12 protein-coding genes are annotated in these 20,588 nt (G+C 65.9%); 11 read left to right on the top strand and 1 reads right to left on the bottom strand.

From position 1 onward, the window contains the following. Window positions 1-139 precede the first annotated feature (139 nt). From acs to ACPT9U_RS11500, 8 genes are all read left to right on the top strand, one after another. Window positions 140-2,101, top strand: coding sequence for an acetate--CoA ligase (gene acs / locus ACPT9U_RS11465; RefSeq protein ID WP_435751036.1), 1,962 nt, complete (start codon window positions 140-142; stop codon window positions 2,099-2,101). A 199-nt stretch (window positions 2,102-2,300) separates the two neighbouring features. Next, window positions 2,301-2,498, top strand: coding sequence for a hypothetical protein (locus ACPT9U_RS11470; protein ID WP_418365115.1), 198 nt, complete (start codon window positions 2,301-2,303; stop codon window positions 2,496-2,498). A gap of 13 nt (window positions 2,499-2,511) precedes the next feature. Continuing rightward, the gene (locus ACPT9U_RS11475; protein ID WP_418365016.1) at window positions 2,512-5,253 is read left to right on the top strand and encodes an ATP-binding protein; all 2,742 of its coding nucleotides are present in this window, start codon (window positions 2,512-2,514) and stop codon (window positions 5,251-5,253) included. 31 nt (window positions 5,254-5,284) lie between these two features. Next, window positions 5,285-5,653, top strand: a complete 369-nt coding sequence (locus tag ACPT9U_RS11480) for a response regulator transcription factor (RefSeq protein ID WP_418365015.1) — start codon at window positions 5,285-5,287, stop codon at window positions 5,651-5,653. A 3-nt stretch (window positions 5,654-5,656) separates the two neighbouring features. Further along, on the top strand, window positions 5,657-7,849 hold the full coding sequence (locus ACPT9U_RS11485; protein ID WP_418365014.1) for a 3'-5' exonuclease: 2,193 nt from the start codon (window positions 5,657-5,659) through the stop codon (window positions 7,847-7,849). 37 nt (window positions 7,850-7,886) lie between these two features. Next, entirely contained in the window at window positions 7,887-9,932 is a 2,046-nt protein-coding gene (locus tag ACPT9U_RS11490; RefSeq protein WP_418365013.1) for a sodium:solute symporter family protein, read from the top strand. A gap of 70 nt (window positions 9,933-10,002) precedes the next feature. Continuing rightward, complete coding sequence (gene clpB / locus ACPT9U_RS11495; RefSeq protein WP_418365114.1) at window positions 10,003-12,585, top strand: ATP-dependent chaperone ClpB; 2,583 nt, start codon at window positions 10,003-10,005, stop codon at window positions 12,583-12,585. Between the two features lie 171 nt (window positions 12,586-12,756). After that, on the top strand, window positions 12,757-14,649 hold the full coding sequence (locus ACPT9U_RS11500; protein WP_418365012.1) for a SurA N-terminal domain-containing protein: 1,893 nt from the start codon (window positions 12,757-12,759) through the stop codon (window positions 14,647-14,649). A 164-nt stretch (window positions 14,650-14,813) separates the two neighbouring features. On the opposite strand, the gene fabI is transcribed toward ACPT9U_RS11500, so the two are convergent. Beyond that, window positions 14,814-15,611 carry an enoyl-ACP reductase FabI gene (fabI, locus tag ACPT9U_RS11505; RefSeq protein ID WP_418365011.1) on the bottom strand — a complete coding sequence of 266 codons (798 nt, stop codon included), beginning with the start codon at window positions 15,609-15,611 and terminating at the stop codon, window positions 14,814-14,816. A gap of 212 nt (window positions 15,612-15,823) precedes the next feature. Between fabI and ACPT9U_RS11510 the strand changes: the two genes are divergently transcribed. From ACPT9U_RS11510 to ACPT9U_RS11520, 3 genes are read left to right on the top strand one after another with little or no spacing between them, the layout of a single operon-like run. After that, window positions 15,824-18,085, top strand: a complete 2,262-nt coding sequence (locus ACPT9U_RS11510) for an ABC transporter substrate-binding protein (RefSeq protein WP_418365010.1) — start codon at window positions 15,824-15,826, stop codon at window positions 18,083-18,085. Further along, window positions 18,085-19,062, top strand: coding sequence for an ABC transporter permease (locus tag ACPT9U_RS11515; RefSeq protein WP_418365009.1), 978 nt, complete (start codon window positions 18,085-18,087; stop codon window positions 19,060-19,062). Before ACPT9U_RS11510 ends, ACPT9U_RS11515 begins: the two co-directional genes overlap by 1 nt. A 20-nt stretch (window positions 19,063-19,082) precedes the next feature. Continuing rightward, a complete protein-coding gene (locus tag ACPT9U_RS11520; RefSeq protein ID WP_418365113.1) occupies window positions 19,083-20,564 on the top strand; it encodes an ABC transporter permease in 1,482 nt (493 codons plus the stop codon). The last annotated feature ends 24 nt before the right edge of the window (window positions 20,565-20,588 follow it).

The raw sequence follows: 20,588 nt of genomic DNA on the forward strand, positions 1-20,588 counted from the left end.
GGCGATTCGAAGGCATCGAAGCGCCCGAGCGGGAGGCCCCCGAGGGGCTTTCCGTCAGGCGATCAAACAGGCTGGAACCAACCAGCCCGCCCGTAACCGGGTCAGCTTCAACCATTTGAACAGTTGAGGAGAGGTGAGTATGTCCAACGAGCAAGTCCGCATTTACAACCCGTCGGAAGAGATGGTCAAGAACGCAGCGGTGTCCGGCATGGACGGTTATCGTGCGCTGTGCAAGGAAGCCGAGGACGACTACGAGGGTTTCTGGGGCCGCCGTGCCAAGGAACTGCTGGACTGGAAGGAACCCTTCACTCAGGTCCTCGACCAGTCGAACCCTCCGTTCTTCAAGTGGTTCGCCGACGGCAAGCTGAACGTTTCCTACAACTGCCTCGACCGCAACGTCAATAATGGCCTGGGCGACAAGGTCGCGCTGATTTTCGAAGCCGACAGCGGCGAAGTCACCAAGGTCACCTACAAGGATCTGCTCGCCCGCGTCAGCAAGTTCGCCAACGCCCTGCGCGGCATGGGCGTCAAGAAGGGTGACCGCGTCATCATCTACCTGCCGATGTCGATTGAAGGTGTGGTCGCGATGCAGGCCTGCGCCCGCATCGGTGCGACCCACTCCATCGTCTTCGGCGGCTTCTCGGCCCAAGCCCTGCGCGACCGTATCGAGGACGCCGCGGCCGTGGCCGTGATCACCTCCGACGGCCAGTTCCGCGGCGGCAAGGCGCTGCCGCTCAAGCCGATCGCCGATGAGGCGCTGTCGCTGGGCGGTTGCGACTCGGTCAAGAACGTCATCGTGGTCAAGCGCACGGGCGCAGACATCAACATGGTCGCCGGCCGCGACAGCTGGTACCACGAGGCAGTTGCCAGCCAGTCCGAGACCTGCGAGCCGGAGTGGGTCGAAGCCGAGCACCCGCTGTTCATTCTCTACACCTCGGGCTCCACCGGGAAGCCGAAGGGCGTGCAGCACTCCTCGGGCGGCTATCTGCTTCAGGCCATGCTGTCGATGAAATACACCTTCGACATCAAGCCCGATGACATCTATTGGTGCACCGCCGACATCGGCTGGGTTACGGGCCATACCTACATCACCTATGGCCCGCTCGCCTGCGGTGCGACCGAGATCGTGTTCGAGGGCGTGCCTACCTACCCGGACGCCGGCCGCTTCTGGAAGATGATCCAGGATCATAAGGTCAGCATCTTCTACACCGCGCCGACCGCGATCCGTTCGCTGATCAAGGCTGCCGACAACAACCCGTCCGTGCATCCGAAGCAGTACAACCTGTCTTCGCTGCGCATCCTGGGTTCGGTGGGCGAGCCCATCAACCCGGCCGCCTGGGAGTGGTACTACGAGAACGTCGGCGGCGGCCGCTGCCCGATTGTCGATACCTTCTGGCAGACCGAGACCGGCGCACACATGATCACGCCGATGCCGGGCGCCACGCCGATGGTTCCGGGCTCCTGCACGCTGCCCTTCCCGGGCATCATGGCTGCAGTGGTCGATGAGACCGGCACCGAAGTACCGTGGGGCCAGGGCGGCATCCTGGTGGTCACCAAGCCGTGGCCGGCGATGATCCGCAACGTCTGGGGCGACCCCGACCGCTTCAAGAAGACCTACTACCCCGAGGACTTCAAGGGCAAGCTCTATCTTGCGGGCGACGGTGCCATCCGCGACGCCGAGACCGGCTACTTCACCATCACCGGCCGTATCGACGATGTGCTGAACGTCTCCGGTCACCGCATGGGCACGATGGAGATCGAGTCTGCGCTGGTGGCGCACGAGAAGGTGGCCGAAGCTGCCGTGGTCGGCCGTCCGGACGATGTGACCGGTGAAGCGATCGTGGCTTTCGTGGTGCTGAAGGGCGCACGTCCGACCGGCGAAGATGCCGCCAAGGTGGTCAAGGAGCTGCAGGCTTGGGTCGGTCACGAGATCGGCCCGATCGCCAAGCCCAAGGACATCCGCTTCGGCGAGAACCTGCCCAAGACGCGCTCGGGCAAAATCATGCGCCGCCTGCTGCGTCAGCTGGCCAAGGGCGAGGACGTCACGCAGGACACCTCGACGCTCGAGAATCCGCATATCCTCGAGCAGCTCAAGGGCTGACGACCGCGGGGGCCGCTCTTCCAGGGTGGCCCCGACCTGAACGACAGGAGGAGATCCGGCGCACAAGCCGGACATCGGGGGAGACCGGCCGCGCATGACGCGCGGTGCCTGATCGTGCGATGCGCCGACCCTGCCGCAAAGAGCGGGGCGGCGCCTCGTCATTTTTCGACGCCGAATCGGACATCATGGGAGACTCATGATGCGCAAGGGACTCGCCGGCCAGCGCCTGATGGCGGTGTTCATCGCCGGCCTGCTGCTACTCAATTACCCGATTCTTTCGCTGTTCGATCGTCCGCTGAGCGTGTTTGGCCTGCCCTTGCTCCATCTCTACCTGTTCGGGGTGTGGCTGGGCCTGATCGTCGCTGCGGCGTGGATCGTCGAGCGCGGAGCGCGCTGATGCGGAGCATGCGATGCTGCCCGGCTGGCTGATCGTCGCGGCGTCCTTCGCCTACCTGCTGCTGCTGTTTGCCGTGGCGTATTTCGGCGACCGCAGGGCGGATCAGGGGCGCTCGGTCATCGACAACCCGTGGGTGTTCAGTCTTTCGCTCGCCGTCTATTGCACGGCGTGGACCTACTTCGGCAGTGTCGGTCGTGCCGCTTCGGGCGGGTTGTGGTTCCTGCCGACCTATCTCGGGCCGACCTTGGGCCTGGCACTGGCCTGGCTGGTGCTGCTGAAGATGATCCGCATCGCCCGCAGTCAGCGCATCACCTCCATCGCCGACTTCGTGGCCTCGCGCTACGGCAAGAGCCATCTGCTGGGCGGATTGGTGACGCTGATCGCGGTCGTCGGCATCGTGCCGTACATCGCGCTGCAGCTGAAGGCCATCTCCAGTGGCTATGCACTGCTGGTCGGCGAGCACGACAACCTGTTTCGCGTCGCAGCTTCCGGTGGCTGGTGGCAGGATGGGACGCTCTACATCGCACTGACGCTGGCGGCATTCACGGTGCTGTTCGGCACCCGCCACCTCGACACCACCGAGCGCCACGAGGGCATGGTGGCCGCGATCGCCTTCGAGTCGGTGGTCAAGCTGCTGGCCTTCCTCGCGGTCGGGATCTACGTGACCTACTGGCTCTACGACGGTTTCGGCGACCTCTACGCGCGCGCGGTGGCGATGCCCGAACTGCACAACCTGCTGGTCTTCGATGGCGGGGGCAAGCTGGGCTACGGCGGCTGGTTCGCCCACGTGCTGCTGGCGATGCTGTCGATCATCTTCCTGCCGCGCCAGTTCCAGATCGCGGTGGTGGAAAACGTGAACGAGCAGCACCTGCGCCGCGCCACCTGGGTCTTTCCCGCCTACCTGCTCGCGATCAACCTGTTCGTGGTGCCGATCGCCATCGGCGGTCTGCTCCATTTCGGCCAGGGCACGGTCGACCCCGATACCTTCGTGCTGACGCTGCCGATGGCGCACGACAACGTGGCGCTGGCGCTGTTCGTATTCATCGGCGGCCTGTCGGCAGCGACCGGCATGGTGATCGTGGAGGCGATCGCGCTGTCGACCATGGTGTGCAACGACCTGGTCATGCCCATGCTGCTGCGCAGTAAGCGCCTCGACCTGGCGCGCGAGCGCGACCTGACCGGACTGCTGCTTGGCATCCGGCGCGGGGCGATCGTGGTCCTGCTGCTGCTGGGCTATCTCTACTTCCGGCTTGCGGGCGAGGCCTACGCGCTGGTGAGCATCGGCCTGATCAGCTTTGCGGCGGTGGCGCAGTTCGCTCCGGCGGTGCTCGGCGGGATGTACTGGCGCGGCGGCACGCGCGAGGGGGCGCTCGCCGGGTTGCTCGCGGGCTTCGTGGTGTGGGTCTACACCTTGCTGCTGCCCTCGTTCGCGAAGTCGGGCTGGCTCGACCCGGGCTTCCTCACCCATGGACCGTATGGGCTCGGCTGGCTTAAGCCGGAGCAACTGTTCGGCCTGGCAGGCTGGGACAACATCAGTCATGCGCTGTTCTGGAGTCTGCTCGCCAACATCGGTGCCTATCTGCTGGTTTCGCTCGCGCGCGTGCCCACGGGGGCCGAGGCCACGCAGGGCGCGCTTTTCGTCGATGCGTTCCGGCGCGCAGATGGGCGTCCCGCAAGCTTCTGGCGCTCGGGTGCGGAGGTCCGTGACCTGCTGCCGCTGGTGGCACGGTTTCTGGGCCAGCGCCGCACCGAGGAGGCTTTCGGTGCCTACGCCCGCAGCCACGGCCTGGATGACCTGTCGCGGCTCAAGGCCGACCCGGAGCTTGTGCACTTCGCCGAGTCCTTGCTGGCAGGGGCGATCGGGGGGGCGTCGGCGCGCGTGATGGTGTCCACCGTCGTGCAGGAGGAGCCGCTCGGTCTGGGCGAGGTGATGGACATCCTCGACGAGGCCTCGCAGGTGCGCGCCTACTCGCACCAGCTCGAGGAGAAGTCCCGCGCACTGGAGGCGGCCACGGCCGAACTGCGCGCCGCCAATGAGCAGCTGAAGGAGCTCGACCGGCTGAAGGACGATTTCATGTCCTCGGTGACGCACGAGCTGCGCACGCCACTTACCTCGATCCGCGCGCTTTCCGAGATGCTGCTCGACGATGCGGAGATCGCGCTTGAGGATCGGCAGCGCTTTCTCGGCATCATCGTGTCGGAAACCGTGCGCCTGTCGCGTCTGGTCAATCAGGTGCTGGACATGGCGAAGATCGAGTCGGGACATGCCGAATGGCACAACACCGATATTGATCCGTGCGAGCTGGTGCGGCATTCGGTGGATGCGACCCTGCAGCTCTTCCGCGACCGCGGCGCGGTGGTGGAACTGCATCTCCCGGCTTCGGCGCCCACGCTGCGCGCCGACCACGACCGCCTGCTGCAGGTGATGCTGAACCTGCTTTCGAACGCCGCGAAGTTCGTTCCTGCAGGTAGCGGCCGGGTGGATGTCACGCTCGCATGCGACGATGCGCACATGCGCGTGGATGTGAAGGACAACGGACCGGGCATCGACCCTGCAACCCAGGCGGTGGTGTTCCAGAAGTTCCGCCAGGGTGGGGACGAGCACTCGCGGCCGCAGGGCACCGGGCTGGGGCTGCCGATCAGCCGGCAGATCATCGAGCACTTTGGCGGCCGTCTGTGGCTGCAGTCCGCGCCCGGAGAAGGCGCGACCTTCTCGTTCGAGCTGCCACTGACTTCGGCGGCGAGCGAGGGATGACATAGAATAGGCGTGGGGAGGAGAGAGATCGATGAACAAGAAGATCCTGATTGCCGACGACGAACAGAACATCGTCATCTCGCTGGAGTTCCTGATGAAGCGGGAGGGCTTCGACGTGGTCGTGGCCAACGACGGTGAGGAAGCCGTGCAGCGCATCCGGGCCGAGCGCCCGGACCTGGTGCTGCTCGACGTGATGATGCCGAAGAAGACCGGATTCGAGGTCTGTCAGGAGGTCAAGGCGGACCCCGCGCTTGCAGCGGTGCGCGTCCTGATGCTCACCGCCAAGGGGCGGGATACGGAGGTTGCCAAGGGGCTTGCGCTCGGTGCCGACGCGTACATGACCAAGCCCTTTTCCACGCGTGAACTGGTGGACAAGGTGCGCAGCATGCTGGAGCAATGAACCATGTCCGCCCGTGTGCGCTTCATTCTCGCGGTCATGGTGCTGTTCATGCTCATGACCGGGCCTTTCCTGCTTACGGCCCTGATCGTCTGGCTGGAGACGAGCGGTGAGGGGCGAACGCTGCTGATCGATGTTCTCACGCCGCACCTGACCCTGGGCACCGTGCTCACCGCGGTCGGTTTCGCGGCGGGGGTGGGCGTGGTGCAGAGTCTGTTCCGCCAGTACGTCCAGGGGCTGTTGCGCATGGCCGAGCACCTGCGGCTCATGGTGGGCGCCAATCGCGGTTTCCGCGTGCAGCCCGAAGGACCGCCCGAGGTGCAGGCGCTGGCCGCGGCTGCGAACGAGCTCGCGAGTCAGCGCGACGCGCTGATGTCCGATGTCGAGGCGCAGATCATGCGCGCCAAGGAGTCGGTGGAGCTCGAGAAGAACAGGCTCGCGGCGCTGATGTCGGAACTTACGCAGAGCGTGGTGGTGTGTAACCTCGACGGCCGTGTGCTGCTCTACAACAACCGGGCGCGCACCCAGTTCCGCGCGCTCTCCGATGCCCCCGGCGTCGCGGGTGGCGGCGAGTTGATCGGCCTGGGACGCTCGATCTACGGCGTGCTCGAGCGCAACCTGATTGCCCACGCGCTCGACTCCATCCAGCAGCGCCTTCGCCGCGGCGTTGCACAGCCGCAGGCCAATTTCGTCACCACCACGCGGGCGGGGCAGTTGCTGCGCGTGCAGATGTCTCCGGTGCTGTCCGTGGCTGGGGCCGCCCAGGAGGAAGAGGCCGCGGCGGCGCAGCCTGAGCGCGCCCTGACCGGCTTCATCCTGATGCTCGACAACATCACGCGCGATTTCGAGTCCGAATCCCGCCGCGACCAGATGCTGCATGGCCTGACCGAGGGCAACCGCGCGGCGCTCGCCAATGTGCGCGCAGCGGCCGACATGCTCGAGTACGACGACCTGCCCGAAGAGATGCGGGTGCGCTTCCGCAAGGTGGTGCGCGACGAGGTTGCGGCGATGAGTCAGCGTCTCGACCAGGCTGCGGCCGAGTTCGCCGACTCGGTCAAGGCGCGCTGGGAGCTCGAGGATATGCTCGGTGCGGACCTCATCGCCGCCGCCCAGCAACGCGTGGAGAAACGCATCGGCTTGCCCACCAAGATCGAGGAGGTGGATGAGTCACTCTGGGTCCGGGTGGACAGTTTCGCGCTGCTGCAGGCCATCACCTATCTCGCGAACCGGCTCTCCGACGAGTTCGAGGTGCGCGAGGTGCGTTTCCGTCTCACGCCTGCCGGCCGCCTCGCCCATCTCGACCTGATCTGGTCCGGGCAGGCGATGAGCACCGAGACAGTGATGAGCTGGGAACTCGAGCCCATGCAGATCGAGGGCGAGAACAGCCCGCTCAGCGTGCGCGATGTCATCGACCGCCATGGCGGCGAGATGTGGCTGGAGCGCGAGAAGGTACGCCATCGCGCGTTCTTCCGCATCCTGCTGCCGACCGCGACGCCGCAGGAGCAGGTCGAGGCCGACACCTACCTGCGCGGTGAAAGCCGGCCGGAATACTACGACTTCGATCTCTTCGCGTGGTCCGAGCGCTCGCATGGGCTGGAAGACCGGCTGCTGTCGGAGCTGACCTATACGGTGTTCGACACCGAAACCACCGGCCTGAACCCGTCCGGTGGCGACGAGATCATCCAGATCGGCGCAACGCGCGTGCTCAACGGCAAGCTGCTGCGCAGTGAATCCTTCGAGCAGCTCGTCGACCCCGAGCGACCGCTGGCGCCGGAGTCCGCGAAGATCCATGGCATCACCTCCGACATGCTGCGCGGGCAGCCGACCATCGACAAGGTGTTGCCGGCCTTCCACGCCTTTGCCGCCGATACGGTGCTGATCGCGCACAACGCTGCCTTCGACATGCGCTTCCTGCAGCTCAAGGAGGCACAGACCGGCTTGCGATTCGACCAGCCGGTGATCGACACGCTGCTGCTTTCGGCGGTGGTGCATCCGAACCAGGCGTCCCACCGTCTCGAAGCCATCGCGGAGCGCCTCGGGCTGACCATCGTGGGGCGGCACACCGCGCTGGGCGATGCGATCGTCACCGCAGAGGTGTTCCTGAAGCTGATCCCGCTGTTGGCCGAGATGGGTATTCGTACCTTGCGCGATGCGCGCGAGGCGGCGGAGAAGTCCTACTACGCACGGATCAAGTACTGATGCGGGCTGCGGGCGTGAGGCGCGTGGGGCGGCGGTCTTGAAGCGCAACGTCGGTTTCACGCGCCGGCTGCGCAAGTATTACGGGCTGTACACGCTCACCTTCGCGTTTTTCGTCGTTGCACTCGCGATCGGTGAGTCGCTGGGGCTTTCCGAGCGCGTGATCGGGCATGTTTTCCTGTTCGTGACCATCGCCATCTACGCCACGATTGGCGTGATGAGCCGCACCTCGGACGTGTCCGAGTACTACGTGGCCGGGCGGCGGGTGCCGGCGGTGTTCAACGGCATGGCGACCGCAGCCGACTGGATGAGCGCCGCATCCTTCATCGGTCTCGCCGGCACCTTGTACTTCAGCGGCTTCGAAGGGCTGGCCTTCGTCACCGGATGGACGGGCGGCTTCGTGCTGGTGGCGCTGCTGCTCGCACCCTATCTGCGCAAGTTCGGGCAATACACGATCCCGGACTTTCTTGGCGCGCGCTACCAAGGCAACGTCGCGCGCCTGGTGGGGCTCGCCGCCGCGGTGCTGGCGAGCTTCGTCTACCTCGTGGCGCAGATCTACGGCGTGGGGCTGGTGACCAGCCGCTTCGTCAGCGTGGAGTTCGAGATCGGACTCTTCATCGGCCTGGCGGGCATCCTGGTGTGTTCCTTCCTCGGCGGCATGCGGGCGGTCACCTGGACCCAGGTGGCGCAATACGTGATCCTGATCATCGCCTATCTGGTGCCGGTGGTGATCCTGTCCTACAAGCTCACCGGCATTCCGATTCCACAGGCGGTGTACGGCACCGTGCTGCAGCAGATCAGCGAGCGGGAGGAGGTGCTGTTTGCCTCGCCCACGGAGCGCGAGGTGCGCGACATGTACGCGGCGCAGGCGAACAACCACGCGGCGAAGATCGCGGCCCTTCCTGATTCACTCGAGGTCGAACGCCAGGCACTGATCGATCAGGTCAATTCGATGCGCATCAACCATGCGCCTGCGCGGGACATCGCGCTGACCGAGCGGGCGCTGCGCGATCTGCCCGCCACCCCGGCGCAGGCCCGCGAGCAATGGGAGCTCAAGCGCCTGGAGGCGCTCGAGCGTTCGAAGCCCCCGCCACGGCATGCCGAGGCCCATCCGGGCAGCACGCCCGCGCTGTCCGCGGTCGCACGCAACAACTTCCTCGCGCTGATGTTCGTGCTCATGGTCGGCACTGCGGCGCTGCCGCACATCCTGATGCGCTACTACACCACGCCAGGTGTCATGGAGGCGCGGCGCTCGGTCGCGTGGTCGCTGTTCTTCATCTTCCTGCTCTACGTGACCGCACCGGCCTACGCGGTGTTTGCGAAGTGGGAGGTGTATCACAACCTGGTGGGCTCGAGCATTGCGATCCTCCCCGACTGGGTCGCCTCCTGGGGCAGGGTCGGGTTGGTGACGCTCGACGACCTCAATGGCGACGGGGTGCTGCAGCTTGCGGAGCTGCGCTTGAACACCGATGTCATCGTGCTCGCAACGCCGGAGATCGCCGGTCTCCCCTACGTCGTATCGGGCCTTGTGGCGGCCGGGGGGCTGGCCGCTGCGCTGTCGACCGCCGATGGGCTGTTGCTGACGATCTCGAACGCGCTGTCGCACGACCTGTACTACAAGGTGATCAACCCGCAGGCCTCGACGCACCGCCGTCTGGTGATCTCGAAGTCGCAGTTGCTGGTGGTTGCGGTGGTGGCGGCGTGGGTGGCCTCGCTGCGCCCGGACAACATCCTGTTCATGGTCGGGCTGGCCTTTTCGATCGGCGCTTCGGGGTTCTTTCCCGCGCTGGTGCTGGGGATCTTCTGGAAGCGGGCCAACCGGCCCGGGGCGGTGACGGGCATGATCGTCGGGCTGGCGGTCGCGCTGTTCTACGTGGTGCGCACGCACCCCTTCTTCGGCGGCTCCATGGCGAACGCATGGTTCGACATCAACCCGATCTCGGCCGGGGCCTTCGGCGTACCCTTGGGCTTCCTGACGATCTTCGTCGTCAGTCTGCTGACCAAGCCGCCGCCGCAGGAGATCCAGGATCTGGTGGACTATGTGCGCTACCCCGACCTGCCGGGGCAGGACCGACCGCAAGGCTGATCCGGCCCTTGAAGCGTGGCCGATGCACCCCACATAGGGTTCAGTTCAACGATTCCCGAGGATGCCCGCGATGCGCTTCGACAAGCTCACTACCAAATTCCAGCAGGCCCTGGCCGATGCGCAAAGCATCGCCGTGGGGAACGACCAGCAATTCATCGAGCCGCTGCACCTGCTGCAGGCCCTGCTCGAGCAGGACGACGGCGGCAGTGTGTCGCTGTTGCAGCGTGCCGGTGTCAATGTGCCACCGCTCAAGGCCGCGACCGTTAAAGCCATCGGCCGGCTGCCCAAGGTCGAAGGCCATGGCGGCGAGGTCAGCATCGGACGCGATCTCAACAATCTCCTCAACGTCACCGACAAGGAGGCGCAGAGGCGCGGCGACCAGTTCATCGCCAGCGAGATGTTCCTGCTCGCGTTGTGCGAGGACAAGGGCGAGGCCGGCCGGCTGCTGAAGGAGAACGGACTGAATCGCAAGGCGCTCGAGGCCGCGATCGAGGCCGTGCGCGGGGGTGCCAGCGTGGGCAGCCAGGATGCCGAGGGACAGCGCGAGTCGCTGTCGAAGTACTGCCTTGACCTGACCGAGCGTGCACGCAGCGGCAAGCTGGACCCGGTGATCGGCCGTGACGACGAGATCCGCCGCGCGATCCAGATCCTGCAGCGTCGCACCAAGAACAACCCGGTACTGATCGGCGAACCCGGCGTAGGCAAGACCGCGATCGTGGAGGGCCTGGCGCAACGCATCGTCAACGACGAGGTCCCCGAGACGCTCAAGGGCAAGAAAGTGCTGTCGCTCGACATGGCCGCGCTGCTCGCCGGCGCCAAGTACCGCGGCGAGTTCGAGGAGCGTCTCAAGGCGGTGTTGAAGGAGATCGCCCAGGAAGAAGGGCGCATCATCCTCTTCATCGATGAGATCCATACCATGGTCGGCGCGGGCAAGGCCGAGGGCGCGATGGATGCCGGCAACATGCTCAAGCCCGCGCTTGCCCGCGGCGAACTGCATTGCATCGGCGCGACCACGCTGGACGAGTACCGCAAGTACATCGAGAAGGACGCCGCGCTCGAGCGCCGCTTTCAGAAGGTGCTGGTCGACGAGCCGACGGTGGAGGCGACGATCGCCATCCTCCGTGGTCTGCAGGAGAAGTACGAGATCCACCACGGCGTCGACATCACCGACCCGGCCATCGTTGCCGCGGCCGAGCTGTCACACCGCTACATCACCGACCGCTTCCTGCCCGACAAGGCGATCGACCTGATCGACGAGGCGGCCGCGCGCATCAAGATGGAGATCGACTCGAAGCCGGAGGTCATGGACAAGCTCGACCGCCGCATGATCCAGCTCAAGATCGAGCGCGAGGCGGTGAAAAAGGAGAAGGACGAGGCCTCGCAGAAGCGCCTGCAGCTGATCGAGGAAGAACTCGCCAAGCTGCAGCGTGAGTACAACGACCTCGAGGAGATCTGGAAGGCCGAGAAATCCAAAGCTGCCGGCTCGGCCCACATCAAGGAAGAGATCGACGCGCTGCGTGCGCAGATGGCGGAGTTCCAGCGCAAAGGCCAGCTCGACAAGGTGGCTGAGCTGCAGTACGGCAAACTGCCGCAACTCGAGGGCCAGCTGAAGATGGCCGAGCAGGCGGGCGAGAACGCCACGCCAAACAAGCTCTTGCGTACCCAGGTTGGTACTGAGGAGATCGCCGAGGTGGTGTCGCGCGCCACCGGCATCCCGGTGAGCAAGATGATGCAGGGCGAGCGCGAGAAACTGCTGAAGATGGAGGACAAGCTGCACGAGCGCGTGGTCGGTCAGGACGAGGCCGTACGCCTGGTGGCCGACGCCATCCGACGTTCGCGCGCGGGCCTGTCGGACGAGAACCGGCCGTACGGCTCCTTCCTGTTCCTTGGTCCGACTGGCGTGGGCAAGACCGAGCTGTGCAAGACGCTGGCGAATTTCCTCTTCGACTCTGAGGAGCACCTGATCCGCATCGACATGAGCGAGTTCATGGAGAAGCACTCGGTCGCACGCCTGATCGGCGCCCCCCCGGGCTACGTCGGCTATGAGGAGGGTGGCTATCTGACCGAGCAGGTGCGGCGCAAGCCCTACAGCGTGATCCTGTTCGACGAGGTCGAGAAGGCGCACCCGGACGTGTTCAACGTGCTGCTGCAGGTGCTCGACGATGGCCGCATGACCGACGGCCAGGGGCGCACGGTGGACTTCAAGAACACCGTGATCGTCATGACCTCCAACCTGGGCAGCCAGATGATCCAGGCCATGGCGGGTGACGACTACGGCGTGATCAAGCTCGCGGTGATGGCGGAAGTCAAAACGTATTTCCGCCCCGAGTTCATCAACCGCATCGACGAGGTGGTGGTGTTCCATGCGCTCGACGAGAAGCATATCGCCGGCATCGCTCGTATCCAGCTTCAGTACCTCGAGAAGCGTCTGGCGCGGCTGGAGATGGGGCTTGAGGTGACCGACGGCGCGCTGGCCGAGCTGGCGAGTGCGGGCTTCGACCCGGTTTTCGGCGCCCGGCCGCTCAAGCGCGCGATCCAGGAGCGCATCGAGAATCCGCTCGCGAAGGCGATCCTGGAAGGCAGATTCGCTGCCAGGGACCGCATCCGGGTCGACGCCCGTGAAGGCGTGCTGGTGTTCGACAGGCTCGCCTGAAGACGACTGGAATTGTGCCCGCGCCCGGGTGGCTGAGAAGCCCCCGGGCGTTGTCGCGCCTGCAGCCAGATCAGGCGGTGAATGCGTTAAACTGCTGCCTTTCGTGCGCGGAGGGGTTCGTTCGGACCCGTCATGCGCATACGACTCCCGTCAGTTCCCACGGAAATCGAGATGTTCGAATCCATTCGCAAAAACAAGCGGGTCGCACAGGTCATCCTGGCGCTGCTCATCATTCCTTTCGCGTTCTTTGGCATGGATGCGTATTTCAGCGACTCCGCCCGGGGCAACGATGCCGCCACGGTCGGTGGCAGCAGCATCAGCACCTTCGAGTTCGACGATGCGTTGCGCAACCAGCAGGACCGTCTGCGCGAGAGCGCAGGGGGGCAGATCAACCGCGAACTGCTCGACTCTCCCGAGCTTCGCAAGGCCGTCCTGGACAACCTCATCAACCAGCGTGTGCTTGCGTTGTACGCGCTCGACAGCCGGCTGGTGGTGACGCCCGCCCAGCTTCAGGACACGATCGCGGGCGTGCCCGCATTCCAGGAGGAGGGGCGCTTCTCGCTGCAGCGCTACGAGACCATGCTGCGCGCGCAGGGGATGACGCCCGCGAGCTTCGAAGCGCGCCTGGCGCAGGACGTGCGCATCCAGCAGGTCGTGGCCGCGGTGGGCGATGCGGGTTTTGTGCCGGAGGCCTCGGCGCGCCGCTTCCTCGACGCGCAGCTTGAAGAGCGCAAGGTGCGTGAGTTGCGTTTCGCGGCTGCCGACCATGTCGAAGGCGTCGAGATCACGGACGAGCAAGTCGCGGCGTTCTACGCACAGAACCCGGCGCGCTTCGAGCAGCCCGCCCGCGTGCAGGCCGAGTACCTGATCTTCGACCGTGCAGCCGTCGAGCAGAAGATCGAGATCGCAGACGATGCTGTACGCGCCTTTTACGACGGCAACCCGCAGCGCTTCGGTGTGGCCGAGGAGCGCCGTGCCCGCCACATCCTGCTCGCGCTCGATGCGGGTGCGGAGCAGGCCGAGGTTGATCGGGTGATGGCGGAGGCACGCGGCCTGGTCGAAACCCTGCGCTCCGATCCGGCCCGCTTTGCGGATCTGGCGAAGGAGAAATCCCAAGACCCGGGTTCAGCCAGTCGTGGCGGCGACCTCGGTTTCTTTGGGCGCGGTGTCATGGTCGGCGCCTTCGAGGAGGCCGTTTTCTCGCAGGCACCGGGGCAGGTTGGGGATCCGGTGCGCAGCGAGTTTGGTGTGCATGTGGTGGAGGTCACCGAGATCAAACCGGCTTCGCTTCGTGCCTTCGACGAGGTACGCGGCGAGATCCTCGCCGAGTTGCGCGCGCAGGAGGCCGGGCGGCGCTTTGCCGAGCTGGCCGAGCAGTTCGCCAACACGGTTTATGAGCAGCCCGATACCCTGGCGCCGGCCGCAGAGGCGCTCGGTCTGGAGGTTCGTACCACCGACTGGATCAGCCGGGATGCCCCGGCTGCGGCGCCCTTCGACAACGCACGCCTGATCAGTGCCGTGTTCAGCGAAGAGGCGGTGCAGAAGGGCCACAACACCGAGGCGATCGAGATCGCTTCAGGCGCGCTGGTTTCCGCGCGCGTGAAGACCTTCGAGGCTGCAACCCAGTTGCCGCTGGAGGCCGTTCGCGAGCGCATCGTCGGTATGCTGCGCGACGAGCAGGGCAGGGCGCGGGCCGAGGCGGCGGGCAAGGCGACGCTGGCCCGCCTGGAGAAGGGGGAGTCGGTCGAGGCGAAGTGGAGCGAGGAGCGCGCCGCACAGCGTGGAGCGCCGAGTCTTCCCGCGGCAGCCATGCAGGCTGTGTTCTCCGCGGCGACCGAGGCGCTCCCGGCGCACGTCGGCGTGCAACTGCCGGAGAGCGACTATGTGATCTACCGCATCGAGGCGGTGACCCGCCCCGATCTGGACAAGGACGATCCGCGCGTGGAGGCGGTGGCTTCGCAGTATGCGCAGCTGCTTGCAGGGCGCGATTTTGGCGCCTTCCTTTCCGATCTGCGTCAGCGCTACGAGGTGCAGGTCAATCAGGCAGTGTTGCAGAAGCCCTGAGCGATGAGCGCCCCGTGGCGCTCAGCGGCAGGCACGCCGACAGGCTCTCTGCAGCGAACGCTGCCCGCTGTACAGACATGAAAAAGCCCGGGCTCTCGAGTCCGGGCTTTTTGCTGGCTAGGAGATTGCCGACCGGAACTGCTGGTCGGCAGGCATTGCCAGGCTTACTGCGGCAGGGGCAGGGCGTTGCCGAGGGCGGTGGTGTTGAAGCCGCCGTCCACATACATGATCTCGCCGGTGATGCCGCTGGCGAGGTCCGAGCAGATGAAGGCTGCGGCGTTGCCGACCTCTTCGATCGTGACGTTGCGGCGCAGCGGTGCGTTATGTTCGTTGAAGGCGAGCAGCTTGCCGAAGCTGCCGATACCCGAGGCGGCCAGGGTCTTGATCGGGCCGGCGGAGATCGCGTTGGCGCGCGTCCCTTCCGGACCGAGGGTCACGGCGAGGTAGCGCACCGAGGCCTCGAGGCTCGCCTTGGCCAGACCCATGATGTTGTAGTTGGGCATGGTGCGTACCGCGCCCAGGTAGGACAGGGTGAGCACCGAGCCGTTGCGGCCCTTCATCATCGGGCGTGCAGCCTTGACCAGCGCGGGGAAGCTGTAGGTGCTGACTTCCTGCGAGATGCGGAAGGCTTCGCGGGTGAGCCCATCAAGGAAGTCGCCCTCGAGCGCTTCACCGGGGGCGAAGGCGATGGAGTGCACCAGGCTGTCGAGCCCGTCCCAGTGCTGGCCGATCTGTTCGAAGAGGCCGGTGATCTGTGCGTCGTCCTGCACATCGAGCGGGAAGATCAGCGTGCTGTCGAAGTCGGCCGCCAGTTTGGCGACGCGGTCCTTGAAACGTTCGTTCTGGTAGGTGAAGGCGAGCTCCGCGCCCTCGCGGTGCATGGCCTTGGCAATACCGTAAGCGATCGAGCGGTTGCTGAGCAGGCCCGTGATCAGGATTCGTTTGCCGGCAAGAAAGCCCATGGATCGATACTCCTATTGTCAAGGCGGGAATTATAGCCAAAACCCCGGCCGGGATAGGCGCCCCCGATCGCGTCCGGCACCAAAAGCTGCCAGAATCCACGGCTCCGACGCCCCGACCGCCCAACTGAAGCCTCCACGTGCGCTGGACCCAAAGCCTTCTCCGAGCCCTACGCTGTGCCTGCGCCTTCCCCGCTGGACGGGGAGTGGGCCTTGTGCGTGCGCGCCCTGCGGTGCTGTTGCGGGTGGGCATCGCTGTGCTCGCCGCCTCGCTTGCCGCGGGCTGCGGCGATGTATGGAATGACCCGTATCCGGTTGCCGAGCGTGGCGGCAACGTGCTCTATACCGCCTTCACCGAGCGCCCGAAGCATCTGGATCCAGTGCAGTCTTACAGCGAGGATGAGGCCACCTTCCTGTACCAGATCGTCGAACCCCCGCTGCAGTACCACTACCTGAAACGGCCCTATGCGCTGGAGCCGGCGACAGCCGACGGGATGCCGCGGCTGCGTCGCCTCGATGCGGCCGGACGCGAGCTGGCCGCGGACGCCGATCCGGCCAGGGTCGCCCGCACCGTGGTGGAAGTACGCATCCGCCCAGGCATCCTGTACCAGCCCCACCCTGCGTTTGCTCGCGGGGAAGATGGTCGCCCGCGTTATCTGGGTCTGAGCGCGGCCGAGCTGCGCAGTGTGCGCGGCCTGGCCGATTTCCCCGAAACCGGGACGCGCGAGCTGCGTGCTGCGGACTACGTCTACCAGATCAAGCGCCTTGCCCATCCGCGGCTGCATTCGCCGATCTTCGAGCTCATGGCGGAGTACCTGCCGGGCTTGAAGACCTTGCAGGCGGATCTGCAGGCCGCGCTGGACGCAGGGCGTGCAGCAGACGGAAAGCCGCATGTGGCTGACGGGGCGGCGGGGCCGGCCACCGGATGGCTGGACCTCGACCGCTTCGATCTGCCCGGGGTGGAGGTGGTGGATGAGCAGGTCTATCGCATCACGCTGCAGGGTGCCTACCCGCAGTTCCTGTACTGGCTCTCCATGCCCTTCTTCAGTCCGGTGCCGCGCGAGGTCGACCGCTTCTTCGCCCAGCCGGGCATGGTCGAGCGCAACCTCACGCTGGACTGGTGGCCGGTTGGCACCGGGCCCTACATGCTGGTCGAGAACAATCCGAATGCGCGCATGGTGCTGGCGCGTAACCCCAACTACCGCGGCGAGGCCTATCCCTGCGAGGGCGAGCCGGGGGATGTCGAAGCCGGCCTGCTCGCCGACTGCGGCAAGCTCATGCCCTTCATCGACAAGGTGGTGTTCTCGCGTGAGCGCGAGGGCATTCCATACTGGAACAAGTTCCTGCAAGGCTATTACGACGCTTCGGGCGTGTCCTCGGACAACTTCGATCAGGCCGTGTCGCTGACCAGTCAGGGCGAGGTCTCCCTGTCCGAGGACATGGAGGACAAGGGCATCCGCCTGCTGACCTCGGTTTCGCCATCGATCTTCTACCTCGGCTTCAACATGCTTGATCCGCTGGTGGGCGGCGGCGCGTCGAAGGCGGAGCAGGCGCGTGCGCGCAAACTGCGCCAGGCGATCTCGATTGCGCTCGACATGGAGGAGTTCGTGTCGATCTTCCTCAACGGGCGGGGACTGCCGGGCATGAGCCCGTTGCCGCCGGGCATCTTTGGCGCGCGCGAGGGCAGGGCGGGCATCAACCCTGTCGTCTATGCGTGGCAAGGCAACGAGGCGGGAGGCCGCCCGGTGCGCCGGGGCGTCGACGCGGCGCGCCAACTGCTCGCAGAGGCTGGCTGGCCCGACGGGCGCAATGCGCAAACCGGCGAGCCGCTGGTGATCCATCTCGACACCACGCCCGGCGGGCTGGGCGACAAGGCGCGCTCGGACTGGTTGGCGAAGAAATTCCGGGATCTGGGGGTGCAGTTCGTGGTGCGGCCGACTGATTTCAACCGCTTCCAGGACAAGGTGCGCAAGGGCAATGCACAGCTCTTCTTCTTCGGCTGGAACGCGGACTACCCGGACCCGGAGAACCTGCTCTTCCTGCTCCATGGTCCGCAGGGCAAGGTGAGGTTCAATGGCCAGAACGCGGCCAACTACGAGAACCCCGAGTACGACGCGCTGTTCGAGCGCATGAAGGCCATGCCCGACGGCCCCGCGCGCCAGCAGATCATCGATCGCATGGTGGCGATGCTGCAGCAGGATGCGCCCTGGATCTTCGCCTTCCACCCGATGTCGTATTCGCTTCAGCATGGGTGGTTGTTGAACCGCAAGACCGGGGCGATGGTGCGTAATACGATGAAGTACCAGCGCCTCGACATCGAGCGCCGCGAGGCCGCGCGCGCGCAGTGGAACCGGCCGGTGCTGTGGCCGCTGGGGCTGGTTGCGCTGCTGCTGCTGGCGCTGGTGGCGCCGGCGGTCCTGCACTGGCGGCGGAGCGAAACCGCCACCGCGCAGACGGACACGGGGACTTTGCGCTGATGCTGGCCTATCTCCTGCGCCGCGTGCTGTACGCGGTTCCGATCCTGATCGGGGTGAACCTGCTGACCTTCGTGCTCTTCTTCGTGGTGAACTCGCCCGACGACATGGCGCGCATGCACATCGGCGTCAAGCGGGCCACGCCGGAGGCGATCGAGCGCTGGAAGGTGGAGCGCGGCTACGACAAGCCCATGTTCGTGAACGCCTCGGCCGAGGGGCCGGCGCGTTTCACCGAGACGATCTTCTTCGACAAGTCGCTGCGCATGTTCGCGCTCGAGTTCGGTCGCGCCGACGACGGTCGCGACATCGGCCAGGAGATCCGCGACCGCATGGGGCCGTCGCTGGCGATCGCGGTTCCGACCTTCATCCTCAGCCTGTTCGTGTCGATCAGTCTAGCGCTGCTGCTGGTGTTCTTCCGCGCCACCCGGCTGGATTTCTGGGGCGTCGTGCTGTGCGTGGCGATGATGTCGATCTCCAGCCTGTTCTACATCATCGGCGGGCAGTGGCTGGTATCGAAGATGTGGGCGCTGGTGCCGATCTCGGGCTACGCCCCCGGACTGGATGCGGCGCGCTTTCTGGTGCTGCCGGTGCTGATCAGCGTGCTGGCCGGAATCGGCTCGTCTGCGCGCTGGTACCGCACCATCTTCCTCGAGGAGATCTCCAAGGACTACGTGCGCACCGCGCGTGCGAAGGGCCTGTCCGAACTCGCGGTGCTGTTCCGCCACGTGCTGCGCAATGCGCTGATCCCGATCCTGACCGGCGTGGTGGTGGTGGTCCCGCTGCTGTTCATGGGCAGTCTGCTGGTCGAGTCCTTCTTTGCGATTCCGGGGCTGGGCAGCTACACGATCGACGCGATCAACGCGCAGGACTTCGCGGTGGTGCGGGCGATGGTCTTCATCGGCTCGGTGCTGTACATCATCGGCCTGATCCTGACCGACCTCTCCTACACGCTGGCCGATCCGCGGGTGAGGCTGGAATGAGTGCGCCACTGGAGACCGCGATGCGCTTCCAGCCGGTGCTGCTGTGGACCGACGCGCTGCTGTTCCTGCTGCTCGGGCTGGGCGTGCTCGCGGTCTTCCATGTCCGCAGCCAGCCGCCCTTGTGCGAAGCGTGGCGCAAGGTGGGCCGGCGACCGGTCGGTATGGCGGCAGCCACCGTGCTGCTTGCCTTTGTCGCCATAGGGGTGCTTGACAGCCTTCATTACCGCGAACTGCTGCCGCCGGCGGGCGCGGGCGCGGAGGTGGGGCGGTCGGCGAACGAGGCGAATGAGGTGGGCGAAGCAGGCGGGTCCGGGCGTACGGGGGCGATGCCGGCGGCGCGGTACTCCACCGAGGTCGTTTCGGTGCTCGATGCCCTGCTTTCGCCGCTGCGGGCGCAGACCGAAAAGACCTACTCCGCACCGTTCGCATGGACGCTGTACCAGCGCGAAACCATCGAGTTGCCCGATGGCCGACAGGTGCGCGAGTACCCGCGGCTCGTGCACGGAGCCGTGCATCTCGATCTGCCCGCTGAAGCGCGCACGGGGGACGTGGGCGCACGCCTGCTGCGCGCGCTGGGGCAGGCCGTGCTGTGGTGGTGTGGTGCGTTCCTGGTCCTCGCCACCGCGGTGTGGCGGGGCAGCGGTCTGGGCTGGAGCGAGGTCGCGGGGGCGATGCTCGTCGGCCGGACCGTGCTGGCGTGGCGTGCGGCGCTGCTGACGCTGGGTGTGCTGTTGCTGATCGCAGCCGCCTGCGTGCAGCTCGCGCCCTACTACCATGTGCTGGGTACCGACAAGGTGGGGCAGGACGTGCTGTACCTGGCGCTGAAGAGCGTGCGCACCGCGCTCGTGATCGGCACAGTGACGACGCTCGTGATGATGCCCTTCGCGGTGGCGCTCGGCATCGCCGCAGGGTATCTCGGTGGGTGGGTGGATGATGTGGTGCAGTACCTCTACACGGTACTCAATGCCATCCCCGGGGTGCTGCTGATCGCGGCCGCGGTACTGATGATGCAGGTGGTGATCGATACGAACCCGCAGTGGTTCGACACCGCCGCCGAGCGGTCGGATGCGCGCCTGCTGGCGCTCTGCTTCATCCTCGGCATCACCAGCTGGACGGGCTTGGCCCGTCTGCTGCGCGGCGAGACGCTGAAGCTGCGCGAGCTGGAGTACGTGCAGGCGGCACGCGCCTTCGGTGTGCGCACACCTGCCATCCTGCGCCGCCACATCCTGCCCAACGTCATGCATATCGTGATGATCGCGTTGGTGATGGATTTTTCCGGCCTGGTGCTGGCCGAGGCGGTGCTGTCCTACGTCGGTATCGGTGTCGATCCGACCACGATCAGCTTTGGCACCATGATCAACATGGCGCGTGCCGAACTTGCGCGCGAGCCGATGGTCTGGTGGTCACTGGCCGCAGCCTTCGTGTTCATGTTCGTGCTGGTGCTGGCAGCGAATCTGTTCGCGGACGCGGTGCGCGACGCTTTCGATCCGCGCCGGGGCTAGTGCGTCGCAGCCTTGGCCGGCGTG

This window comes from Thauera sp. AutoDN2 (assembly GCF_051280715.1).
Lineage (GTDB): Bacteria > Pseudomonadota > Gammaproteobacteria > Burkholderiales > Rhodocyclaceae > Thauera.